At 55.3% G+C, this 22,983-nt stretch carries 19 protein-coding genes, 1 tRNA gene and 1 other RNA gene; 9 read left to right on the top strand and 12 right to left on the bottom strand.

What is annotated here, in order from left to right; translation table 11 throughout:
• Positions 1–173: 173 nt before the first annotated feature.
• Positions 174–1,472, top strand: a complete 1,299-nt coding sequence (locus tag ACERJC_RS15995) for an SLC5/6 family protein (RefSeq protein WP_286631922.1) — start codon at positions 174–176, stop codon at positions 1,470–1,472.
• Positions 1,473–1,527: 55 nt separating this feature from the next.
• Here ACERJC_RS15995 and dppF read toward each other — a convergent pair whose 3' ends face one another.
• The 10 genes from dppF to ACERJC_RS15945 all read right to left on the bottom strand — a co-directional run bounded on the left by dppF (position 1,528) and on the right by ACERJC_RS15945 (position 12,348).
• Entirely contained in the window at positions 1,528–2,541 is a 1,014-nt protein-coding gene (gene dppF / locus ACERJC_RS15990; RefSeq protein ID WP_152400491.1) for a dipeptide ABC transporter ATP-binding subunit DppF, read from the bottom strand.
• Positions 2,538–3,521: a dipeptide ABC transporter ATP-binding protein gene (gene dppD / locus ACERJC_RS15985; protein ID WP_152400493.1), complete on the bottom strand. Its 984-nt coding sequence runs from the start codon at positions 3,519–3,521 to the stop codon at positions 2,538–2,540. The genes dppF and dppD overlap by 4 nt, the downstream gene beginning before the upstream one ends.
• A gap of 10 nt (positions 3,522–3,531) precedes the next feature.
• Complete coding sequence (gene dppC, locus ACERJC_RS15980; protein ID WP_152400495.1) at positions 3,532–4,434, bottom strand: dipeptide ABC transporter permease DppC; 903 nt, start codon at positions 4,432–4,434, stop codon at positions 3,532–3,534.
• Positions 4,435–4,443: 9 nt separating this feature from the next.
• Complete coding sequence (dppB, locus tag ACERJC_RS15975) at positions 4,444–5,463, bottom strand: dipeptide ABC transporter permease DppB (RefSeq protein ID WP_152400497.1); 1,020 nt, start codon at positions 5,461–5,463, stop codon at positions 4,444–4,446.
• A 158-nt stretch (positions 5,464–5,621) separates the two neighbouring features.
• Entirely contained in the window at positions 5,622–7,229 is a 1,608-nt protein-coding gene (gene dppA / locus ACERJC_RS15970; protein ID WP_371895534.1) for a dipeptide ABC transporter periplasmic-binding protein DppA, read from the bottom strand.
• 697 nt (positions 7,230–7,926) lie between these two features.
• Positions 7,927–8,059: non-coding RNA, RtT sRNA (locus tag ACERJC_RS15965), on the bottom strand.
• Between the two features lie 32 nt (positions 8,060–8,091).
• Positions 8,092–8,168: transfer RNA gene (locus ACERJC_RS15960), tRNA-Pro, on the bottom strand.
• Positions 8,169–8,259: 91 nt separating this feature from the next.
• Complete coding sequence (gene eptB, locus ACERJC_RS15955; protein WP_152400500.1) at positions 8,260–9,951, bottom strand: kdo(2)-lipid A phosphoethanolamine 7''-transferase; 1,692 nt, start codon at positions 9,949–9,951, stop codon at positions 8,260–8,262.
• Between the two features lie 262 nt (positions 9,952–10,213).
• Entirely contained in the window at positions 10,214–11,416 is a 1,203-nt protein-coding gene (locus ACERJC_RS15950; RefSeq protein WP_373672052.1) for an L-lactate MFS transporter, read from the bottom strand.
• Between the two features lie 230 nt (positions 11,417–11,646).
• On the bottom strand, positions 11,647–12,348 hold the full coding sequence (locus tag ACERJC_RS15945; protein WP_373672051.1) for an autotransporter domain-containing protein: 702 nt from the start codon (positions 12,346–12,348) through the stop codon (positions 11,647–11,649).
• 158 nt (positions 12,349–12,506) lie between these two features.
• On the opposite strand from ACERJC_RS15945, the gene tag reads away from it, so the two are divergent.
• Both tag and ACERJC_RS15935 read left to right on the top strand, forming a co-directional pair.
• On the top strand, positions 12,507–13,085 hold the full coding sequence (gene tag / locus ACERJC_RS15940; RefSeq protein WP_373672127.1) for a DNA-3-methyladenine glycosylase I: 579 nt from the start codon (positions 12,507–12,509) through the stop codon (positions 13,083–13,085).
• Positions 13,066–13,506: an N-acetyltransferase gene (locus tag ACERJC_RS15935; RefSeq protein ID WP_373672050.1), complete on the top strand. Its 441-nt coding sequence runs from the start codon at positions 13,066–13,068 to the stop codon at positions 13,504–13,506. Before tag ends, ACERJC_RS15935 begins: the two co-directional genes overlap by 20 nt.
• Here the strand turns inward: ACERJC_RS15935 and ACERJC_RS15930 are convergent.
• Positions 13,475–15,799, bottom strand: coding sequence for a molybdopterin guanine dinucleotide-containing S/N-oxide reductase (locus ACERJC_RS15930; protein WP_373672049.1), 2,325 nt, complete (start codon positions 15,797–15,799; stop codon positions 13,475–13,477). The genes ACERJC_RS15935 and ACERJC_RS15930 overlap by 32 nt on opposite strands.
• Before the next feature lie 153 nt (positions 15,800–15,952).
• Here ACERJC_RS15930 and ACERJC_RS15925 point away from each other — a divergent pair, with 153 nt between their 5' ends.
• The 6 genes from ACERJC_RS15925 (at position 15,953) to ghrB (ending at position 21,895) form a co-directional block, all read left to right on the top strand.
• The gene (locus tag ACERJC_RS15925; protein WP_152400510.1) at positions 15,953–16,615 is read left to right on the top strand and encodes an OmpA family lipoprotein; all 663 of its coding nucleotides are present in this window, start codon (positions 15,953–15,955) and stop codon (positions 16,613–16,615) included.
• 124 nt (positions 16,616–16,739) lie between these two features.
• Positions 16,740–17,756 carry a LacI family DNA-binding transcriptional regulator gene (locus ACERJC_RS15920; RefSeq protein WP_061075967.1) on the top strand — a complete coding sequence of 339 codons (1,017 nt, stop codon included), beginning with the start codon at positions 16,740–16,742 and terminating at the stop codon, positions 17,754–17,756.
• A 100-nt stretch (positions 17,757–17,856) separates the two neighbouring features.
• Positions 17,857–18,606, top strand: a complete 750-nt coding sequence (locus tag ACERJC_RS15915; RefSeq protein ID WP_152400512.1) for a sugar phosphate isomerase/epimerase family protein — start codon at positions 17,857–17,859, stop codon at positions 18,604–18,606.
• A gap of 3 nt (positions 18,607–18,609) precedes the next feature.
• Positions 18,610–19,548 carry a sugar kinase gene (locus ACERJC_RS15910; protein ID WP_178823091.1) on the top strand — a complete coding sequence of 313 codons (939 nt, stop codon included), beginning with the start codon at positions 18,610–18,612 and terminating at the stop codon, positions 19,546–19,548.
• Positions 19,549–19,617: 69 nt separating this feature from the next.
• The gene (locus ACERJC_RS15905) at positions 19,618–20,898 is read left to right on the top strand and encodes an MFS transporter (RefSeq protein ID WP_152400516.1); all 1,281 of its coding nucleotides are present in this window, start codon (positions 19,618–19,620) and stop codon (positions 20,896–20,898) included.
• Positions 20,899–20,920: 22 nt separating this feature from the next.
• Positions 20,921–21,895: a glyoxylate/hydroxypyruvate reductase GhrB gene (gene ghrB / locus ACERJC_RS15900; protein ID WP_152400518.1), complete on the top strand. Its 975-nt coding sequence runs from the start codon at positions 20,921–20,923 to the stop codon at positions 21,893–21,895.
• Between the two features lie 41 nt (positions 21,896–21,936).
• Here the strand turns inward: ghrB and ACERJC_RS15895 are convergent, their stop codons facing one another.
• Positions 21,937–22,647 (bottom strand): DUF3053 domain-containing protein, encoded by a 711-nt coding sequence (locus ACERJC_RS15895; protein WP_152400520.1) that lies wholly within the window; start codon positions 22,645–22,647, stop codon positions 21,937–21,939.
• Positions 22,648–22,983 lie beyond the last annotated feature (336 nt).

Here is a 22,983-nt window from a genome sequence, read left to right as displayed (position 1 = left end):
GTAGCCCGGCTTGGGGCAGATTCTACGATAACCCGCCTTGCCCGACATCCGACACGCTTTCGCTTTGCGCGACGCCTCGCAATCAGCCAACTGGCAGAGACCCACACTCTTCTGTAGAATTGCGTCCCCTCGCGGTCATCAAGCCGTGACGGCTATTTTTGGCAGGGGACTCCATGCAGCACGACACATCACCACTTTGCGATCACCGCGCATCCGGCAAACCGGCATCGCAGACTTTACCGTTTACCCGCTACGATTTTGGCTGGGTGCTGCTGTGCATTGGCATGGCGATTGGCGCAGGAACGGTATTAATGCCGGTGCAGATTGGGCTGAAAGGCATCTGGGTTTTTATTACCGCCTCTCTGATTGCCTATCCTGCCACCTGGATCGTACAGGATATCTATCTGAAAACGCTCTCCGAGAGCGAAACCTGTCATGACTATACCGATGTCATCAGCCATTACCTGGGGAAAAACTGGGGTGTCTTCCTTGGCGTGATTTACTTCCTGATGATCATCCACGGCATATTTATCTACTCGCTTTCCGTGGTGTTCGACAGCGCATCGTATATCCGCACCTTTGGCCTGACTGACGCCGACCTTTCACAGTCGTTGGTCTATAAAGTGGCGATTTTTGCGGCTCTGGTGGCGATCGCCTCCGGCGGTGAGAAGTTGCTTTTCAAAATCTCCGGCCCGATGGTGGTGGTGAAAGTCGGTATCATCGTGGTGTTTGGGCTGGCGATGATCCCCCACTGGAACCTGAGCAATATCACCGCTTTCCCGCAGGCGACGGTGTTCTTTCGCGACGTGTTGCTCACGATCCCCTTCTGCTTCTTTTCGGCGGTCTTCATTCAGGTTCTCAACCCGATGAATATTGCCTATCGCAAGCGTGAAGCGGACAGAGTACTGGCAACCCGCATGGCGATTCGCACTCACCGCATCAGTTACATCACGCTCATTGCGGTGATCCTGTTTTTCTCCTTCTCGTTCACCTTCTCTATCACTCACGAGGAGGCGGTCTCCGCCTTTGAGCAAAACATTTCCGCACTGGCGTTAGCCGCGCAGGTCATACCTGGCCCGATTATTCACATCACCTCGACGGTGCTGAATATCTTTGCCGTCCTGACCGCGTTCTTTGGGATCTACCTGGGATTCCACGAGGCAATGAAGGGCATTATTTTGAACGTGCTGGGTCGCGTCGTTAACGTCGGGAAAATTCCTTCACGCGTGATTACGCTGGGGATCTGCGTGTTTATCGTCACTACGCTGGTTGTCTGGGTTTCGTTTCGCGTCTCAGTGCTGGTGTTCTTCCAGTTGGGCAGCCCGCTGTACGGCATCGTCTCCTGCCTCATCCCGTTCTTCCTGATTTATAAGGTCGCTCCACTGGAAAAGCTGCGCGGTCTGAAAACCTGGCTGATTTTGCTCTACGGGATCCTGTTGTGCCTGTCGCCACTGCTGAAACTGATTGAATAGAATTAAAAAAGCCCGAGGGCGTAACCGCATCCTCGGGCCTGGAGAAGTGACGAATTTACGCTACGGGTTTCTGCGCATTTTCATCCTGATCAACCGCGAAACAGGCGACCAGTTGACCGCTGTAGTCTTTTAACTGCGGCTGCAACTGGGTGCAGGGTCCGAAACGGCGACGGCAGCGGGCGTTGAAGGCGCAGCCCGGCGGCGGATTCAGCGGGCTGGGCAGCTCACCGGTCAGCTTGATGCGCTCGCGGCGCTCGTCTGGATTCAGACGCGGCGTGGCGGAGAGCAGCGCCTGGGTGTACGGATGGCGCGGGTTGTTGAAGATCTGGTCCTTCGTCCCTTTCTCCACGCAACGACCTAAGTACATCACCATCACCTCATCAGCAATGTGCTCAACAACCGACAGGTCGTGAGAGATGAAGACGTAGGACAGCCCCAGTTCCTGCTGCAAATCCATCATCAGGTTCAGCACCTGCGCACGGACAGAAACATCGAGCGCGGAGACGGGTTCATCGGCAATCACCACATCCGGATCCAGCATCAGCCCACGGGCGATGGCAATACGTTGGCGCTGACCGCCGGAGAACATATGCGGATAGCGGTCGTAGTGCTCGGTTTTCAGCCCCACTTTCGCCATCATCGCCAGCGCTTTTTCACGGCGCTGCTCTTTGCTGAGCGAGGTGTTGATCAGTAAGGGTTCTTCCAGAATCTGTCCCACTTTCTTACGCGGGTTCAGCGAACCGTACGGGTTCTGGAACACAATCTGGATTTTCTGCCGACGCAGTTTCTGCGCATGCGGATCGTGCTTAAGCAGATCCTGCCCCTGGTAATACAGTTCACCGCCCGTCGGCGTTTCAATCATCGTCAGCAGACGGCCAAGCGTGGATTTCCCACAGCCGGACTCGCCCACCACCGCCAGCGTTTTACCGCGTTCAAGGGTAAAGGATACGCCGTCGAGCGCTTTCACCAGACGTTCCGGGGAGAAAATCCCCTTCTTCACCGGGTAGTATTTTTTCAGGTCGATTGCCTGCAACAACAGCTGTTGCGAGGTGGCCTCATGCGTACTCATAGTGTGGGCCTCCCGGCATCATCGAGTGGGTAATGACATTTCGACTGGCGACCGCCATCCAACTGGGCCAGTTCAGGTTCTTCACTGCGGCATTTGTCCGTCGCATAGGGGCAACGTGGGTTCAGCAGACAGCCCATCGGGCGGTCATATTTCCCCGGCACCACGCCTGGCAGCGAGGCCAGTCGCGCTTTATCCTGAGCGAACTCCGGCAGTGCACGCAACAGTGCCTGGGTATAAGGGTGACGCGGTGCGCGGAAAATATCGTGCGCCGCCCCCGTTTCCACCACCTGACCGGCGTACATCACAATGATTTTATGCGCGGCTTCCGCCACCAGCGCCAGGTCATGGGTAATGAGCACCAGCGCCATGTTCTCTTTCTGCTGCAGTTCCAGCAGCAGTTCGATGATTTGCGCCTGGATGGTCACGTCCAGCGCCGTCGTCGGCTCATCGGCAATCAACAGTTTCGGCCGACAGGCAATCGCCATCGCGATCATCACGCGCTGGCTCATCCCACCGGAAAGCTGATGCGGATACACGTCCAGGCGCGAGGCCGGATCGGGAATCCCCACCTGGTTCAGCAAGTCAATTGCCCGCTGACGACGGGTTTTCTTGTTGCCGCCCTGATGCACCTTGATCGCTTCCATAATCTGGAAACCGACGGTGTAGCACGGGTTCAGGCTGGTCATCGGGTCCTGGAAAATCATCGCCACTTCGGCACCCACCAGGTTACGTCGCTCTTTCTCAGAGATACGCTTGAGGTCCTGGCCGTTGAACAGCAGGTTCTCCGCCATCACGCGGCCCGGATAATCAATCAGCCCCATAATCGCCAGTGAACTGACCGATTTCCCTGAGCCTGACTCACCGACAATACCGACCACTTCACCCTGATTCACACTGTAGCTGATGCGGTCTACGGCGCGGAATTCGGAGCCAACATCACCGAAATGCACCGATAATTTATCTACATTTAATAACGCCATCTCGAACCTCTTACTGCTTCAGTTTGGGATCGAGCGCGTCACGCAGACCGTCACCCATCAGGTTAAATGCCAGCACCGTCAGCAGGATCGCCAGACCCGGGAAGGTCACGACCCACCAGGCGCTTTGCGCAAACTGCAACACATCCGCGAGCATAGTGCCCCACTCCGGTGTTGGCGGTTGCGCACCCATGCCCAGGAAGCCAAGCGCGGCCATATCGAGAATGGCGTTAGAGAAGCCGAGCGACGCCTGAACGATCAACGGCGCAAGGCAGTTCGGGAAGATGTTGATAAACATCTGGCGCATCGCACCGGCACCCGCCACGCGGGAAGCGGTCACGTAGTCGCGGTTGACCTCCACCAGCACGGCGGCGCGCGTCAGTCGCACATAGTGCGGCAACGCGACGAACGTCAGCGCCAGCGCGGCGTTACCAATTGAAGGACCGAATACCGCCACCAGCACCAGCGCGAGCAGCAGGCTCGGCAGCGCCAGCATGATGTCGACGATACGCATAATGATGTTATCAACGATGCCGCCAAAGTACCCGGCAACCAGACCCAACACCACGCCCATCACCAGCGACAGCACGACCACCAGGCAGCCCACCAGCAGCGACAGGCGCGCGCCGTACATCAGGCGCGACAGGACGTCGCGACCCACGTCGTCGGTCCCCAACAGATGCGCCAGGCTGCCGCCTTCCTGCCAGGCAGGCGGTGCCAGCAGGACATCACGGAACTGGTCAGCCGGGTTATACGGTGCCAGGAAGTTGGCGAATACCGCAATCAGGATCATGATCGCGACGTACACCAGTCCCACTACCGCGCCCTTGTTGCGTTTAAAATAGTGCCAGAACTCCTGCATCGGCGTCATCGGCACCGGTGCAGCAACAACTTTATTTTCAGTAACCTGTGACATGATGGCCCCTTACTTCTTATGACGAATACGCGGGTTCACCACGCCGTACAACAGGTCGACCAGCAGGTTGACGAGAATAATCATCGTCGCCACCAGTAACACCCCACCCTGTACAACCGGATAATCGCGACGTTGCAGCGCATCAATCAGCCAGCGCCCAAGGCCAGGCCAGGAGAAAATGGTTTCGGTCAGAATGGCACCCGCCAGCAGCGTTCCCACCTGCAGACCAATCACGGTCACCACCGGCAGCATTGCGTTACGCAGCGCGTGAATGATGATGACGCGCATACGCGTCAACCCTTTGGCGCGCGCGGTACGGATGTAATCTTCGCCCAGCACTTCCAGCATCGACGAACGGGTCATACGCACGATCACCGCCAGAGGGATGGTGCCGAGCACCATTGCCGGCAGGATCATATGCGCCACGGCATCAACGAAGTTGCCCTCTTCACCCCAGATCGCCGTATCTATCAGCATAAAGCCGGTCAGCGGGTTAGAATCATCAAGGAACACCATATCGCTGACGCGTCCGGAGACGGGGGTCAGGTTGAGCTGTACAGAGACCAGCATGATAAGCATCATGCCCCACCAGAAGATAGGCATGGAGTAACCGGTCAGCGCCAGGCCAACAGCGGTATGATCGAAAATGGAACCGCGCTTAACGGCAGCCAGGACGCCCACGGGAATCCCCACGGCGGTGGCAAAAATCATGGCGCAGACACCCAGTTCCAGCGTCGCTTTAAAACGAGGCACGAACTCGTCCCACACCGGTAAACGGCTTTTCAGTGAAATACCTAAATCACCATGCATAACCCCCCAGATGTAATGGAGGTACTGCTGCCACATCGGCTTATCGAGACCGAGTTCAGCCAACAGTTGAGCATGACGCTCAGGGGAGATACCACGCTCACCTGCCATGATCATCACCGGATCGCCGGGGATCATATGGACAAAAGCAAAGGTGAGAAGGGTGATACCGATAAACGTGGGGATGACGAGTCCCAAACGTCGGAGAATGAACTGCAACATAACCCGGATTCTCTCTCATGACACACGGCCTGGAACCGTGAGTCTGTATTGCTCACAAATCTTATCCCCTCCTCAATGAGAAGGGGATAAAGCATTACTGCCGGGAGCGCACCGCGAACCGACTTAACGGTGCGTAGCGCTCGCCGGCGTTGCTTTTATTATTCGACTGAGACGTTTTCGAAGTGGTGTTTGCCTAATGGATCAACCACATAGCCTTTGACTTCTTTACGCACTGGCTCGTACACGGTGGAGTGAGCCACGATCAGCGCCGGAGCCTGGTCATGCATCACCACCTGAGCCTGTTTGTAGAGCTCAATACGTTTGTTGTGGTCGTCGGTCGCACGCGCCGGTTGAATCAAGTCTTCAAACGGCTTGTAGCACCAGCGAGAGTAGTTGGAACCGTCTTTCGCCGCAGCGCAGCTGAACAGGGTCGCGAAGAAGTTATCCGGATCCCCATTGTCGCCGGTCCAGCCCATCATGACCGCCTGATGCTCACCCGCTTTGGCGCGTTTCAGATACTCGCCCCACTCGTAGGTCACAATCTTGGCCTGAACGCCAATCTTCGCCCAGTCGGCCTGAACCATCTCGGCCATACGGCGAGCGTTCGGGTTGTACGGACGCTGTACTGGCATTGCCCACAGCTCAACGGTAAAGCCCTTATCCTGACCGGCTTCTTTCAGCAGAGCTTTCGCTTTCTCAGGATCGTAGGTGTAGTCTTTAATGTCGTCGTTATAGCCCCACATGGTTGGTGGGATCAGGTTCTTCGCGGCCACGCCAGCACCCTGATAAACGGCTTTGATGATCGCGTCTTTGTTCACCGCGTAGGTCAACGCCTGACGCACTTTTACGTCATCGAACGGTTTTTTCTCGGTATTGAAAGAGAGGTAACCAACGTTCAGACCCGCTTGTTCCATCAGGTTGATGTTTTTGTCCTGCTTCATGCGGGCGATGTCAGCCGGGTTCGGGTACGGCATCACCTGGCACTCGTTCTTCTGCAGTTTGGCGTAACGCACGGAAGCGTCAGGCGTGATGGAGAAGACCAGACGGTCGATCTGCGGCTTGGTGCCCCAGTAACCTTCGAACGCTTTGTAGAGAATACGGGAGTCTTTCTGGTACTGCTGCAACTGGAACGGACCGGTACCGATTGGGTTCAGGTCTACTTTTTCCGGCGAGCCGGCTTTCATCATGTTATCGGCATATTCTTTAGAAAGAATAGAGGCGAAGTCCATCGCCAGATCGGCGAGGAACGGGGCTTCCGGACGCGTCAGCACGAACTGAACGGTTTTGTCGTCCACTTTCTTCACTTCACTGATCAGGTCCTGCAGGCCCATGCCTTCAAAGTATTCATAGCTACCACCGGATACTTTGTGGTACGGGTTTTGCGCGTTTTTCTGACGATCAAAAGAGAACACCACGTCATCGGCGTTGAAATCACGCGTCGGTTTGAACTCTTTATTGTCCTGCCACTTCACGCCCTGGCGCAGGTGGAAGGTATAGGTTTTACCGTCTTCACTGATTTCCCACTTCTCAGCGAGGCCCGGAATCACTTCCGTCGTCCCGGTTTTGAATTCGACCAGACGGTTATAGATAGGTACTGAGCTGGCGTCATAGGTTGTGCCAGAGGTAAACAGCTGCGGGTTGAACCCTTCAGGAGAACCTTCTGAACAATAAACCAGAGTTTTAGCCTGTACACTTGCTGCGACAGTCATAGCTACAAGGCTCAGACCAAGCTTCAGCATCCCTGACTTCTTCAAGGAAATACTCATTCTTCTGCTCCAAATGTGATGTTGTTGTTTTACCCTTTGCAATGGGTTTGCACCGCCTGGCCTTTTTTGTTTTTTAACCGGCTGGGTCGGCGTTAAGAGGTGGGGATTCCGTTCACATAAACGACTGAGTAGCAGCGCGGATTCTCCATGAAATGCCCCTCATGCCCTACAATCTGTCAACAGAATGTGAAAACGTCAATACAGGTAACCATGATTTACAACAACGGTGAGAATTAGCAAACAAAGATTAAAAAAACTTCAGGTGGGTATTTTCAGCAGAGAAATTTATGCTACGCCCTGAATGCCAGAATAAATACCTTAATATTTCTCAACATTTGGTGATTAACAATTGTGCAGAATAAAAAAAATTTCTGACAAAATGGTGCATATCTGAGCGATAAATCCCACGAACGTTAAAACGCACAGCGGAAAATGCTAGCGCCAGCCATAAGTAACGCAAAAAAAGATCCATGCATAGATAAAAAAAGACAATGGAATATGTCACAAAATCGTTAATGAATAGTGAGAAGTGGTGCTCATTTTTTGTAGCAGAAATGAAGGTCGCCTGTAGTCTGGGTAAGGTGCCGGCCTCACCATCCGACACTACCAGAAATGATGCAACGAATTGCCTGATGGCGCTTCGCTTATCAGGCCTACAAATGCAAAAAACCCTGCTCGCTGAGCAGGGTTTTGAATTTGGTCGGTGATAGAGGATGACTCGCCACGTCGTGGCTCGCCCTGCGGGCCGTTGCTGGCGCAACGTTCTCTCGCTCCGCTCGAGTCGAACCTCTGCCCCCGGAGGTTCTCATCCTCTCGGGCTCTGAATGCAAAAAACCCTGCTCGCTGAGCAGGGTTTTGAATTTGGTCGGTGATAGAGGATTCGAACCTCCGACCCCTTCGTCCCGAACGAAGTGCGCTACCAGGCTGCGCCAATCACCGAATGCGGGGCGCATCTTACTGCGCAGGTGCGCCCTCGTCAATCCCTTCGTCGCAAAATGCCATTTGATCGGCGAGAAAGTCGTCAGCCCTTTTACTGAGCGACGCTTTTCTGCCCGTCAGGGATATGACACCAGTTGTTGTTCTCATTAATACCGCCATTCGGCGAGGTATAGCCGAGACAGCCCATGATGGTGTCGTACAGCTCCACATGACGGCGCGGCACCTTCATTTCCGCTTCCTTCTTCAGATGCGCGAACGCCTGCGCGTTGGACGGGTTCTCCAGATATTTATCAGACATCCAGACCATCATCGGCACGCGGAACTGCTCCGGTGGTGCCATCTTGCGCGGCGTACCGTGCAGGTGCTCCCGCTCGTTGATCGACTCACCGTGATCGGCAGCGTAGAACACAATCGCTTTCTTATCGCGTACCTGATCAATCACCGTATCGATAAAATGATCGACGTAGGTAATCGAGTTATCGTACGAATTAATCATCAGCTCTTTCGGACACTTACGATCGATAGCGTAGCATTCCGGCTTCCATTGGGCGAACTCGCGGGGATAACGCTGAGTGTAGTTATAGTGAGAGCCCTTGGTATGCAGCACAATCAGATGCTTACCCTGCGGGTGTTCCTGCAGCGAACGATCAATCTCATTGACCAGCAGCATATCATCCACGGCTTTCCCCCGGTTACGCGGCTCAGCGGCAATCTGTTCGCGATAGGCAATGTTGTCAGCCATCGTGTTGCTGTAGAACCACATCTCACTCTGCATCGCGTAGAGATCGGAGCTGAAGCCTAACTGCTTGAGCACCGCAAAGACGTTCTGTTCTTTCAGCGTACGCTGGGGGTTGTCCTCGGCCCCACCCTGACGAACGAACATGCAGCGCAGCGACAGTTTCGTCGCGGTATCACAGGAATAGCCCCGATACATCACCAGGTTCTTCTCTTTAGCGAGCTTCGGCGTGGTGTCGCGTTCATAACCCAACATCCCCATATGATCCCAGCGCGTGGTTTCACCAATAATGAAAATCACGTAGGTGTCATCCAGGTTCTGCGTCGGAGCATAAGTGAACTTCTTCGCCGGGTTGATGAGCGATTTGTTATCTGACGATTCATCCACCTGCGCCCAGGCATACAGCCCCAGAGCAGACAGCCAGTTTGACGGCAGATAGGAGTTCGCCAGAACGCCGCCGTAGCTCGGCATATCCACGCCCGCAATACGATCGGCGCGCTTCTGATGCATCTCCAGAAGACGAATCGGCACCCAGACCAGCAACCCCGCCATCAGCACGATCAGCGCGCTGCGCCAGCGCACTTTTGGCGTACAGAGTTGACGCCAGAGGGTATCCGTCGAGCGGTTAAACCAGATAAGTATCAGCGGGATAATACTCACCGCCACCAGCCAGAGGACGAACGTCCAGCCGACCACTTCTTTAGAGAGGTCGATATCCGTGGTCATGACTGAGGCCACGATACCGTAACCGATCATCACGTTCATAAAGGTCATGTAATAACTTGCGCCGGCTGAAATCAGCACCAGCAGCGAAGCCAGAACACGCCATACTGCCCTGCCAGACAGTGACAGGAGTCTTAAAAAGAAGAATGTTGCCAGCACTGTGCCAGCCAGTTCGACAACCGCGGAGATTCCATTCCAGAAGGTAAAGTCTTGCGCGTAACCGTCAAACCGACGGAGGTAAACCGCGCCATTCATAAACAGACCGATATAGATCGCGAGCAAAAAACTCAGCTTTTGCTGCGACATCGACGTAATGTATCTCATGCAAGCAAGCCCTGGAAATCGAGGGGATTAACACCGCCTGCGCAACGGCGACATCCGCCGGGCAGGTGAAATTGCGAAGGTAGTCAAATATCAAAATCGACACACGCGGCTAAGTAGACCACATGCAGCAAAGAAAGTGGCAACAGAGAATGTGATCGAAAGAGATATTTACAAAAAATCAAGTTTGAAAGCGAACTATTCACGGCAAACATAACAAAAAAGGCCAGCACGTCGGCTGGCCTGGAGAAACTCTTTTCGGCTATCAGGCGTGTGCTATTTCCAGCACCTCGCGCGTTGGCTGACGAATGGTGGTGGAGAGCGCCAGCGAGAGAATCAGCAGAGCGAAAATGACGCAGAAGGTCACGTAGAATCCACCGAACAGCGACGCGATAATCGAACCGCAGATGCTGCCAATCCCGAAGCCGAGATAAATCACCCCGTAGTTTTTCGCCAGGTTGTTCAGACCGAAAAACTCGCTGACCAGTGACGGGAAGACGGTGATAGTCCCACCAAAGTTAAAGGCGATACAGGCAATGGCGGTAAAAAAGGTCAGCGCATTCAGCGGCGCAAACAGCAGAGCGGCCATTCCCACCAGAGATACCACCTGACCAATGGTGATCACACGGATACGGGCAATTTTGTCGGACAGGATACCCAGCACCAGACGACCAGACAGGTTAGCAATAGAAATCACTGTCACCGCATTGGCCGCCGAAGCCACGTCCATATGCGCCAGCCCCTGAGCGATATCTTTCGCCACGCCAATCACATACAGCCCGCTCATGCACGCCGTCATGAACATCACCGCCAGCATCCAGTACTGCGGTTTACGCATGGACTGCGCCAGGGTGTAGTCATTTTCTACCACGCCATTTTGTGTTTTGACTTCCTGATTGGGTGCATCTTTCATCAGCGTCGAGCCGAAGACGATCATCACCAGCACAATCGCACCCCAAATCACAAAGGTGTTTTCCAGACCGACGGTCGCCAGAAGTTGGCTGTCGATAAATTTGAAACCCAGGCTTCCGAGACCATAAGAACCAATGGCAAAGGCGGAGATCAGTCCTTTACGCTCCGGAAACCACTTCACGCAGTTAGACAGCGTTAACAGATAGCCCGCGCCATCCGCCAGACCCACCAGCACGCCCGCGCTCAGCCACAGCATCGTCAGGTTACTGGAGTGTGCAGTCAGGAAGAAGCCCAGCCCGAGCAGTATGCCGGACGCCATGGTGACGCGTTTCACGCCAAATCGTTCCTGCAACTTCCCGGCGACAGAAGAGGATATTGCCAGGCCTAAGCTCAACAGGCCGAAAGAAAAGGCCACCTGGCTAACGGGCTCACCCAGCTTTTCGGAAAGCACGCCATTAAACAGGCTCCAGGTATACACAGAACCTAAGGCAAATTGCGTAATGATGGTACCGATAAGGGTCAACCAACGGGTGCGCTGATACGATGCGGTTTTCATGGCAGTCTTCCTGCATAAGCAAAAGGGAAAATTCTCTGCCGTCAACCATAACGAAATGCATTTTATGCAGGGAGAAAACGGCATGAAGTGCCATCAGAACGGAATGAAATGCCTGGAATGCGGAATGAATGACGAGACAAATATTCATTGAATGAATTTTTGCCCCGTCAGTTAGTGCGTACTATCGACACAGCCACTGTTATCACTGGGTTTAAATTGTAAATGACAGGTTAAAATCTGGCACTCACCCCCATCGTGTAGAGGTAGTCGGTACTGTTGGTAGTGTTTTCCGCCTGCGAGAGTGCGGCATAGGCCGCCATATGCTGATTAAGTAGCATATCGGCACCAACGGTCACGTCCAGCCAGTTACTGTCCTGAGTGGTCACCGTCATTCGACTGAGTCCCGACTGCGCCTTCCAGACATTGTCGCCAAACTGCTGGTTGTAGCTGATTTGCGCCCACGGCCGCAGATCGCCAAATTGCGAATTCACCCGCCAGCCCAGCGTGCTGACGCTGGCATGCCATAGCGGATCGAACGATTGGCTGGTCACACTGTCGCCAAATTCGTTATAAATAGAGGAAGTGGTGCCATCGTAATGCAACGCCGCGACTGGCCCGGTGGTTACACCGCCAGAGACAGGAAAATTCCAGCCCATGCTCATGCCGCTGGTTGCCTCCACCGGCGAAGCCTGCTCAAGATTAACGGCCAGCCCCGGCACACTTTGTGTCGTCCGGATACGTTCAGCCAGAATGTCGTCATAGCGCGGTTGGTGATCGCTGTCCCATGTATAGCGTTCAGTCGTATATCCAGGCGTGTTATCAACGATATATTCTTGCTGCCAGGCGCGGGCTGTGTTGATGTAAAGCGAACAGACCACGACGCTCGCCAGGAGAATAATTTCCCGGCGACCACTGCGTTTTTTTATCATCATCAATGCGACTCCAGAAGAGAGCCGAAATCGGCGATATTATTGTCATTGTAATTTAAGGATGACAGGCGAAAGCCCTGTATTAAATATTGTCTTTTTCGCTGGCGCGTCAAGGCGTCCGGAACGATATTTTTATGGCAAGTCAAAGAGCGAGGGAAAGTATGGAACGTTGCGGTTGGGTCAGTCAGGACCCGCTTTACATTGCCTACCATGATAACGAGTGGGGTGTACCCGAGCACGACGGTAAAAAACTGTTCGAAATGATCTGCCTGGAAGGTCAGCAGGCCGGTCTTTCGTGGATTACCGTCCTCAAGAAACGCGAAAATTATCGCACTAATTTCCACCAGTTCGATCCCGAACGCGTGGCAGCCATGCAAGAAGACGATGTGGAAAGATTGCTGCTTGATGTCGGGATTATCCGCCATCGGGGGAAAATTCAGGCCATCATCGGTAATGCCCGGGCGTATCTGGCGATGGCGCAAAACGGCGAACCGTTTGCCGATTTCGTCTGGTCATTCGTAGAAAATCAGCCGCAAATCACCCGCGCCGCGACGTTGGGTGAGATCCCGACCTCCACTCCCGCCTCGGACGCCTTGTCAAAAGCGTTAAAAAAGCGGGGATTTAAATTCGTCGGTACGACCATTTGCTACTCCTTCATGCAGGCCTGCGGACTGGTCAACGACCACATCACCGGCTGTTTCTGTCATCCAGGAGATAAAAATGATTCGCGAGTTTCATAGTGATGACATGACGCCGCTGCTGGCGCTATGGCTGGAAAGCACCATCTATGCGCATCCTTTTATCCCTGAACGTTACTGGCACGAGAGTGAAGAGGTTGTGCGTGATGTCTACCTGCCCGCCGCCAGAACCTGGGTCTGGGAGGAAGAAGGGGCGTTGAAAGGGTTTGTCAGCGTGATGGAACAACGCTTTTTAGGGGCGCTGTTTGTCGCCCCGGATAGGTTACGCAGTGGAATGGGTAAAGCGCTGGTGCAGCATGTTCAGCAGCGTTATAGCGTGCTGAGCCTCGAGGTATATCAGAAAAACCAGAACGCGGTAAATTTCTACCATGCGCTGGGTTTTCGTATTGAAGACAGCGCATGGCAGGAGGATACCCAGCATCCCACCTGGATTATGGGCTGGCGGGCGGATCAAACGCAGTAAGCGCGAGCGAGGGTCCGCTGTATTTCTCCATCCACGCCAGCGCGGTATTGCCTGCACAGCCGTTCCCCAGACGCGAACTGGGCAGGTCTTTGGTCAGCACATTCACCGCGCCATTTTTACAGATGCCCCCGGCCGCAGGGTCGAGATCCGGCCATGCCCCTTCATGAATGCAGATCACGCCGGGTTTGATACCGTCGGTGACCACTGCACCCGCAAGGATCTGACCACGGTGATTCCAGATACGCACCGTATCACCCTCGCGAATGCCGCGCGCCTGCGCATCCTGCGGGTGAATCGTCACTGGCTCGCGGTTCGCGACGGCGTACCGTTCGCGCAGGTGACTGTAGTTAAGCTGGCTGTGCAGCCGATGCGCCGGGTGCGCCGACACGATCTGTAACTGCTCAGGTTCGGCATTGCCGTGCCACTCATCCGGCTCCAGCCACATCGGATGTCCGGGACAGTCCGCATAGCCATAACCGGCAATCCGCTGCGAGTATATCTCGATCTTACCGCTGTCAGTTTTCAGCGGATGCGTGTCCGGGTCACGACGAAAATCAGCAAAACGGATGAACTGCGCGTTGGCCGGATTATCCGGCATTTCAATCAGTTGGTTAGCGGCCCAGAATTCGGCAAACGGCGGCAGCGTCACCTGCTGGCTGGCACCACGCTGTCCGGCAATGGTGTAGAACGTTTCCAGCCATTCCAGCTCGCTCTTCCCCTCGGTAAAGCGTTGATAACCGCCCGCTTCCCAGCGCTCGCTCAGTTCGGCAAAGACGTCAAAATCATTACGCGCTTCTCCCTGCGCCGGTACAACCTGCTTCATCGGCACCAGATGCTGGTTGCTGTAATCCCCGGTCATGGTGAGATCGTTGCGTTCAAAGGAGGTCGTCGCCGGCAGCACGATATCGGCATGCTTTGCGGCTGCGGTCCAGAAGCATTCCGAGATGACCACCAGCTCCGGTTTTTGCCAGGCGCGGATCAGTCGGTTCGTGTCCTGATGATGGGTAAAATTCGCCCCGCCCGCCCACCAGATGAAGCGGATATCCGGGAAGTGACGGTTCATACCGTTGTGCTGATACGGCGCACCGGGGTTTTCCAGCGCTTCAACAATGCGCGCCACCGGGATTTTCTCCACCGCGTCGGTACCCCCTTGCAGACTGCCCTGCATTGACGCCAGCACAGCAGAACGGCGAGTCGGGTTACCGCCGTTGGCAAAGTGATAAGAAAAGCCAAAACCGCCGCCGGGAGTACCTATATGTCCCAGCATGGCGGCCAGGGTGACAATCATCCAGTGCTTTTGTTCGCCAAACTGCTGACGCTGCATGCCCCAACCGGCCATCAGCATAGTGGTATTTTTATGGAACAATTCCGCCAGTTCACGGATTTTGGCTGCCGGAACGCCGCAAATCGCGGCCGCCCACTCGGCCGTTTTAGCGATCCCGTCGCTTATACCCAGCAGATAGTCTGAGAAGACCGTATAACCCGTGGTACAGCGGGCAAGAAACGCCTCGTCATGCCAGCCCTTTTCCACCAGCGTATGCGCGATGCCGAGCATCAGCGCCACGTCGGTACCCATATGCGGCGCAATCCATTCCATCTTGTCGCCGAAGAAATCGACACTTTCCGATCGCATGGGATCAATACAGATCAGCCGTTTTCCGCTTTCGCGCAACGCGTCAAAGTAAGGTATCCCCTGTTCATCCGACGCGTTCCAGGCAATCTTAAGTGTATTCAGTGGGTTGGCACTCCACAATACCACCACATCGCTGTGTTCCAGAATCACCGGCCAGCTGGTCTGCTGCTGGTACACCTCGCTGCCGCCCACTACGTACGGCATGATGGCCTGCGCTGCGCCGGTGGAGTAATCGCCCAGATGCCCGGTGTAGCCGCCCGCCAGCGCCATATAGCGTTGTAACAGCGTCGCCGATTTGTGCAGGACGCCGTTGGAACGCCAGCCGTAAGAACCGGCAAAAATAGACGAGGGGCCCCAGGTGTCGCGGATCCGCGTATGCTGCGCATGAATCAGCGCCAGCGCATCGTCCCAACTCACGCGCACAAACTCATCCTGTCCGCGCACGCCCTGCGGCTGTGCAGGCGATGCAAGAAACCCTTTACGTACCATCGGATAACGCACCCGGGTTTTACTGTGCACCTGATCGCGGACCGCGCTTTGCAGTGAATTCGGATGCGAGGTGGACAGCGCGCCCCGGGAGGAGAGCACCTTTTCTCCGTCCGTTTCGACAAGAATGGGTCCCCAGTGGGCGGCGGTTAACACCGGATTGTGCGTCGTCAAGTCAGGCACTCCTGCAGATAGGCTGATGTATTACGGCGTTCAATGTTACTTACAAATTTCAGAGAGATCCCTGGAATTTTCTTCATCTTCACACGTCATAATCAACCGCCACGGTCGCTGTGGTAAAAATAAGAATGTCATTAAGGAATTAAGATGAAGAAACGTGTTTTAGTCATTGCCGCTATTGTGAGTGGCGCCCTGGCGGTTTCTGGCTGCACAACCAACCCTTACACCGGTGAACGCGAAGCGGGTAAATCCGGTATTGGCGCGGGCATTGGTTCGTTGGTCGGCGCGGGTATTGGCGCCCTCTCCTCCTCGAAGAAAGATCGCGGTAAAGGCGCACTGATTGGCGCAGCGGCGGGTGCGGCGCTCGGTGGCGGCGTCGGTTATTACATGGACGTACAGGAAGCAAAACTGCGCGATAAAATGCAGGGAACCGGCGTGAGCGTGACGCGAAGCGGCGATAACATCATTCTGAACATGCCAAATAACGTCACCTTCGACAGCAGCAGCGCGACCCTGAAACCGGCGGGCGCGAACACGCTGACCGGCGTGGCGATGGTGCTGAAGGAGTACGATAAAACGGCCGTCAATGTGATCGGCTATACCGATAGCACCGGCGGTCAGGACCTGAATATGCGTCTGTCGCAACAGCGTGCGGACAGCGTGGCCAGCTCACTCATCGCTCAGGGTGTTGCCGCCAACCGCATCCGCACCCGCGGCCTGGGCCCGGCAAATCCGATCGCCAGCAACAGCACGGCGGAAGGGAAAGCCCAGAACCGTCGTGTCGAAATTACCTTAAGTCCTGTGCAATAAGTTTCCTGCCGGGTCGCGACGTTGCCTTACCCGGCCGACAAAACCCAACAGTGTGCCCGGTAAGCGTAGCGCCACCGGGCATTTTCGCGCTAAGGTATGCTCATCCAAGGCAAGGAAATCAGCGATGAGCAAATCAACACGCCCTACCATCAGCGATGTCGCGAAAGCGGCAAAAACCGGTAAAACCAGTATTTCACGTTATCTCAACGGCGAAAAACACCTGCTCTCTGATGCTCTGTTGGCGCGTATTGAAAAAGCCATTGCCGATCTCGACTATCGCCCCAGCCTGATGGCTCGCGGCCTGAAACGAGGTCGTACCCGCCTGATTGGCCTGATCATTGCCGATATCACCAACCCCTATTCCGTCCACGTCTTAAGCGGTATCGAAGCCGCCTGTCGCGAGAAAGGCTTTACGCCGCTGGTCTGTAACACCAATAACGAGGTGAACCAGGAACTGCACTATCTCGATCTGCTGCGCAGTTATCAGGTAGAAGGCATCGTGGTCAACGCCGTGGGGATGCGTGAAGAGGGGCTGAATCGCCTGCAACAGTCTGCGTTGCCGATGGTACTTATCGATCGCAAAATCCCTGACTTCGCCTGTGACGTCGTCGGACTGGACAACACCCAGGCCGCCACCACGGCCACCGAACACCTGATTGAACAAGGCTTTGAGGCCCTGCTGTTTCTCAGCGAACCGCTGGGCATGGTCAATACCCGCCGTGAACGACTGAGCGCTTTTCGGGCAACGCTGGCGCGCTATCCGGGCGTTGTCGCCGAAAACGCCGAAGTCCCGCTCAGCGAGAATACGCAGCTCGATAACACTTTACGTCAGTTCCACCAGCAGCATCGCGGGATGCGTAAGGCGGTGATCTCCGCTAACGGCGCGCTCACCCTTCAGGTCGCCCGCTCGCTGAAACGCATTGGCCTCAACTGGGGCAGCGATATCGGCCTGCTGGGGTTTGATGAGCTGGAATGGGCCGAACTGGCAGGCGTCGGGATTACGACCATGAAACAGCCCACATGGCAGATTGGTTATGCCGCCGTCGAACAGGTGGTACGCCGGATCGAAGGCGGTAGCGATGCCATTCATGAACAGGTTTTTTCCGGCGAACTGATCGTTCGCGGTTCCACCGCCCGCTAATTTTCCTTCGTGATGGTGATCATAATTTCGACACATGATGCTTTTCTTTGGAACCGGTTCCATCTAGCGTAATCACAATAGCGTTAGTTCTGGAGTTCCCATGCAGAGAAAAATTATGGTGGTCACCGCCGCCTATGGCTACGACACCGTCCGCGCTGCCGGCGGACAAACCGCGATGCTGCCGGTCATTGCCGGTGCAGGCGCAGACGGCGTCGAGATTCGCCGTGAACTGTTTACTGACGCTGAACTCAGCGCCCTGACCACACTGGCTGCAGCCATCGAACGCGTCGATCTGCTGGCCTGCTATTCCGCGCCACAACCGCTGTTCATGGAAGATGGCCGCCTTAATCCGCAACTGCCGTCTCTGCTTCAGGAAGCGCAAACGCTGCGCGCGCTGTGGCTGAAGGTTTCTCTGGGCCATTTCGTCCACGCAGATCAGTTTGACACCCTGCGCGACTGGCTGGAAAGCAGCGGTATGGCTCTGGTGGTAGAAAATGACCAGACCGCCTGCGGACGACTGGCTCCGATGCAACGTTTTAACGCCGCCAGTCAGCAACATGCGCTGCCGGTACAACTGACGTTTGATATGGGCAACTGGCTGTGGGTGGGCGATTCGCCGGAAGAGGCCGCTCGTCAACTGGCCGCATCAGTCGGTTATGTTCACGTCAAAGCCGCCACCGCGCACCATGACAGCTATCGCGCAATTCCCCCGGACGACGCCGAGCCTCGCTGGCTCGGGCTGCTCAATCAATTGCCCACCGACGTTCCACGCGGCATTGAATTTCCACTGGAAGGGGCCGACCTGACTGCGGTCACTCGCCGCTACGTCGATTTGTTACGTAAGGAGTAAGGCATGAAGCATTCACTGGATGTCATCACCATCGGCGAAGCGATGGCGATGTTTGTTGCGACACAGACCGGCGATCTGGCCGAGGTCGAGCCGTTTATCAAGCGCGTCGCCGGTGCCGAACTGAACGTTGCCACAGGCCTGGCGCGACTGGGTATGAAGGTGGGCTGGGTGAGCCGCGTAGGTAATGACAGCTTTGGTCGTTTTGTTCTCAACTCACTGAAAAAAGAGGGTATTGATGCGCAAGGCGTGACGCTGGATGAGCGCTACGCTACAGGCTTTCAGCTGAAATCTAAAGTTGAAAATGGAACCGATCCCATTGTGGAATACTTCCGCAAAGGCTCCGCAGCCAGCCACCTTTCCGTGGCGGATTACAACGACGCGTACTTCTCCGCGGCCCGCCATCTGCATCTTAGCGGTGTCGCAGCAGCACTTTCCGCCAGCGCTTATGAACTGCTGGCACACACGGCGCGCACCATGAAAGCGCAGGGTAAGACGCTCTCTTTTGACCCCAACCTGCGTCCGGTGCTGTGGAAAAGTGAAGCGGAGATGATTGAGAAACTGAACCGTCTCGCGTTCCAGGCCGACTGGGTGTTACCCGGTCTTAAAGAAGGGATGATTTTAACCGGACAACAGACGCCGGAAGGGATTGCGGATTTCTATCTCCGCCACGGCGTGAAAGCCGTGGTGCTGAAAACGGGCGCAGACGGTGCCTGGTATAAAACCGCCGACGGCGAAAAAGGCAGTGTCGCTCCGGTAAAAGTAGACAACGTGGTCGATACGGTCGGTGCCGGCGATGGCTTTGCGGTCGGCGTCATCAGCGCCCTGCTGGAAGGCCGGACGCTGCATCAGGCCGTCACACGCGGCAACAAAATTGGCGCGCTGGCCATTCAGGTACAGGGCGACAGCGAAGGCTTACCCACACGTGAAACGTTAGGCGAATAACGCGTTACGTAATGATAACGGCCCCCTGTACCCTACAGACAGCGGCGGCAGAAACAACAGAGGTTGATTATGGCAAACTCAACAAATGCAGCAAAACGCTGGTGGTACATCATGCCTATCGTGTTTATCACGTATAGCCTGGCGTATCTTGACCGTGCAAACTTCAGCTTCGCCTCCGCTGCGGGCATTAACGAAGATCTCGGCATCACCAAAGGGATCTCATCCCTGCTCGGCGCCCTGTTCTTTCTCGGCTATTTCTTCTTTCAGATCCCCGGCGCGGTGTATGCCGAACGCCGGAGCGTGCGCAAACTGATCTTTGTCTGCCTGATTTTATGGGGGGGTTGCGCATCGCTAACCGGGATGGTCAGCAATATCCCGGCACTCGCCGCCATTCGCTTTATTCTCGGGGTGGTAGAAGCCGCCGTTATGCCAGCGATGCTGATTTACATCAGTAACTGGTTTACAAAATCGGAGCGTTCGCGGGCGAATACCTTCCTGATCCTCGGTAACCCGGTAACGGTCCTGTGGATGTCGGTGGTGTCCGGTTACCTGATCCAGGCGCTCGGCTGGCGTGAGATGTTCATCATCGAAGGGGTTCCCGCCATCCTGTGGGCCTTTTGCTGGTGGGTGCTGGTGAAAGATAAACCGGCGCAGGTCGGCTGGCTGACCGAGTCAGAAAAAACGGCGCTGCAAACGCAACTCGAACAAGAGCAGCAGGGCATTAAGGCGGTACGCAACTACAGCGAAGCATTCCGCTCCCGCAACGTTATCCTGCTTTGCATGCAGTACTTCACCTGGAGTATTGGCGTCTACGGCTTCGTGCTGTGGTTGCCGTCAATCATCCGCGAAGGCGGCGCGAATCTGGGGATGGTCGAAGTGGGCTGGCTCTCTTCCGTACCGTATCTGGCGGCCACCGTGGCGATGATTGTTGCCTCCTGGGCCTCGGATAAACTACAGAATCGTAAGCTGTTCGTCTGGCCCCTGCTGCTGATTGCTGCGTTCGCCTTTATCGGTTCCTGGGCCGTTGGCACGAATAACTTCTGGGCTTCTTATACCCTGCTGGTGATTGCCGGCGCGGCGATGTACGCCCCATATGGCCCGTTTTTCGCCATTATTCCGGAGATGTTGCCACGCAACGTTGCCGGCGGCGCGATGGCGCTGATCAACAGTATGGGCGCGCTCGGATCGTTCCTCGGCTCCTGGTTTGTCGGTTACCTCAACGGCGCGACCGGCAGTCCATCCGCCTCGTACATTTTTATGGGGGTGGCGCTTTTCGCCTCAGTATGGCTAACTTTAGTCGTCAAACCCGCGAATAATCAGCAAGTACCGGTTGGCGCACGCCACGCGTAAACTTTACCTCATGGAGAGTCGTATGAAGCCGTCCATTATTCTCTACAAAGCGTTACCCGACGATTTACTGCATCGCCTGGAAGAACATTTCACCGTCACGCAGGTGCCGAACCTGAGTCCGCAGACGGTTGAACAACACGCACAAGCCTTTGCCAGTGCCGAAGGTCTGCTGGGCTCCAGCCAAACCGTCGATACCGCGCTGCTGGAGAAAATGCCTAAGCTCCGCGCGACCTCAACGATCTCCGTGGGGTATGACAATTTCGATGTGGATGCGCTGAACGCGCGCAAGGTGCTGCTGATGCACACGCCCACCGTGCTGACGGAGACCGTCGCCGATACAATCATGGCGCTGGTGCTGTCGACCGCTCGCCGTGTCGTGGAAGTGGCCGAGCGTGTGAAGGTCGGCGAATGGACCTCCAGCATTGGTCCCGACTGGTTTGGTATCGATGTGCACCACAAAACGCTGGGTATTGTCGGTATGGGACGCATTGGCCTTGCGCTGGCGCAGCGCGCCCACTTCGGCTTCAACATGCCGATTCTCTACAACGCCCGCCGTCACCATCAGGAAGCGGAAGAACGCTTCAACGCCCGCTACTGCGATCTCGATACGCTGCTGCAAGAATCGGACTTTGTCTGCCTGATCCTGCCGCTGACCGACGAGACCCATCATCTGTTTGGGGCAGAACAGTTCGCCAAAATGAAGTCCTCTGCCATCTTCATCAACGCCGGGCGCGGTCCGGTAGTCGATGAAAATGCGCTGATTGCCGCGCTGCAAAAGGGCGAGATCCATGCTGCTGGACTGGATGTGTTTGAACAGGAGCCACTGCCGGTTGACTCGCCGCTGCTGTCGCTGAACAACGTCGTGGCGGTGCCGCACATTGGTTCGGCTACGCATGAAACGCGCTATAACATGGCGGCCTGCGCGGTAGATAACCTGATTGATGCACTGCAAGGGAAGGTCGAGAAGAACTGCGTGAACCCGCAGGTAGCAGGATAACAAAACGGCCGGGAGGCGCTATCGCCTGCCCGGCAACTTCATCACTGGATGGCGTTTACCGCCGCAGTCCAGGCCTGATTAAATGCCTGATGCTGCGAGGCCAACGGCCCAATCAATGTGTTGTACTGACTTGCCTGTTGCGACGTCGGGAACTGAATACCATTCGCCACAAAGCTAACCTGCGTATCCTGCTGCGCGACAAAGTCACCCACCTGGACCAACTGCTGAGTGAAGATCTGTGCGGCTGGGATCAGCGGCTGTAACGCGTCTGCTGGCGTCGTCACTACTTTCTTATACACCTGGTCAAACACCGGCTTCAGGTCATCGGTCTGTTTCAGTGCGCCATGCGCCGCATCCGCCTGTAGTTTCGCATTTTGCAGTTGCTGGCCCAGTACGCCGAGAGAACCGTTCAGGTCACGTAGCGGCCCACGTTGTGTCACATAATCCTGTGGCACACGGATGGCGTTAACGCTATCAACGACCGGACGCAACGCGGAATCCATCGCCTGATTCACCTGCTGCGAGTAGCCATACAGAATGGCGTAATCAGAAACAAACGGGCCGAACTGTTTTTTCTGATCGGCAGTCAGGGTGGGTAGACGCTCGCCGCTACGCATCACCGTATTCTGTAGAAAATCGACAAATGCCTTACGCTGATCGCCTTCTTTATCAAAACACCCACTCAGGCTAACTACCATTAATAACGCCGCAAGAGGCGCAAACCAGCGAGAGCAGGACTTACCTGTCGCCATTTTAATACTCCTTTCACCCAAAAATGCGCACAACGCAACACGCGTGCCTTACGGCTTACAAGGATAGTCCAGGTCAGGCTCGCAGGATACCCCTTACGCGTAATCTTGTGGCGGAAATTCGCATGGCGGAACGCCGATCGTTGATTTGTTGCTTTATTGTTAATTGCATCACATTTACCGTCTCTGCCGTGGGGGTATTGCCATGAAGTAGTCCTATGATTTTAATAGAGTTTCATCGTTAGCAAAGCCAGCGCAGGGGCAATTCGTACGATTATCGCACGTTTACCACGGCAGGATGATTGCCGAACAAGGACTTCGATGTTTTGATTAGTTGAA

Source organism: Citrobacter telavivensis, assembly GCF_041807075.1.
Classification (GTDB): domain Bacteria; phylum Pseudomonadota; class Gammaproteobacteria; order Enterobacterales; family Enterobacteriaceae; genus Citrobacter_A; species Citrobacter_A telavivensis.
Note: the sequence above shows the minus strand (reverse complement) of the source record. Positions and strands in the feature narration are given on the sequence as shown.

Excerpts from the sequence above, each read along its gene's own strand:
- ACERJC_RS15995 (WP_286631922.1), top strand. The coding sequence starts at position 174 with ATGCAGCACGACACATCACCACTTTGCGATCACCGCGCATCCGGCAAA.
- tag (WP_373672127.1), top strand. The coding sequence starts at position 12,507 with ATGGAACGTTGCGGTTGGGTCAGTCAGGACCCGCTTTACATTGCCTAC.
- eptB (WP_152400500.1), bottom strand. The coding sequence starts at position 9,951 with ATGAGATACATTACGTCGATGTCGCAGCAAAAGCTGAGTTTTTTGCTC.
- dppA (WP_371895534.1), bottom strand. The coding sequence starts at position 7,229 with ATGAGTATTTCCTTGAAGAAGTCAGGGATGCTGAAGCTTGGTCTGAGC.
- dppD (WP_152400493.1), bottom strand. The coding sequence starts at position 3,521 with ATGGCGTTATTAAATGTAGATAAATTATCGGTGCATTTCGGTGATGTT.
- ACERJC_RS15915 (WP_152400512.1), top strand. The coding sequence starts at position 17,857 with ATGCAGAGAAAAATTATGGTGGTCACCGCCGCCTATGGCTACGACACC.
- ACERJC_RS15910 (WP_178823091.1), top strand. The coding sequence starts at position 18,610 with ATGAAGCATTCACTGGATGTCATCACCATCGGCGAAGCGATGGCGATG.
- ACERJC_RS15920 (WP_061075967.1), top strand. The coding sequence starts at position 16,740 with ATGAGCAAATCAACACGCCCTACCATCAGCGATGTCGCGAAAGCGGCA.
- dppF (WP_152400491.1), bottom strand. The coding sequence starts at position 2,541 with ATGAGTACGCATGAGGCCACCTCGCAACAGCTGTTGTTGCAGGCAATC.
- ACERJC_RS15905 (WP_152400516.1), top strand. The coding sequence starts at position 19,618 with ATGGCAAACTCAACAAATGCAGCAAAACGCTGGTGGTACATCATGCCT.
- ACERJC_RS15950 (WP_373672052.1), bottom strand. The coding sequence starts at position 11,416 with ATGAAAACCGCATCGTATCAGCGCACCCGTTGGTTGACCCTTATCGGT.
- ghrB (WP_152400518.1), top strand. The coding sequence starts at position 20,921 with ATGAAGCCGTCCATTATTCTCTACAAAGCGTTACCCGACGATTTACTG.
- dppB (WP_152400497.1), bottom strand. The coding sequence starts at position 5,463 with ATGTTGCAGTTCATTCTCCGACGTTTGGGACTCGTCATCCCCACGTTT.
- dppC (WP_152400495.1), bottom strand. The coding sequence starts at position 4,434 with ATGTCACAGGTTACTGAAAATAAAGTTGTTGCTGCACCGGTGCCGATG.
- ACERJC_RS15945 (WP_373672051.1), bottom strand. The coding sequence starts at position 12,348 with ATGATGATAAAAAAACGCAGTGGTCGCCGGGAAATTATTCTCCTGGCG.
- ACERJC_RS15895 (WP_152400520.1), bottom strand. The coding sequence starts at position 22,647 with ATGGCGACAGGTAAGTCCTGCTCTCGCTGGTTTGCGCCTCTTGCGGCG.
- ACERJC_RS15925 (WP_152400510.1), top strand. The coding sequence starts at position 15,953 with ATGAAGAAACGTGTTTTAGTCATTGCCGCTATTGTGAGTGGCGCCCTG.
- ACERJC_RS15935 (WP_373672050.1), top strand. The coding sequence starts at position 13,066 with ATGATTCGCGAGTTTCATAGTGATGACATGACGCCGCTGCTGGCGCTA.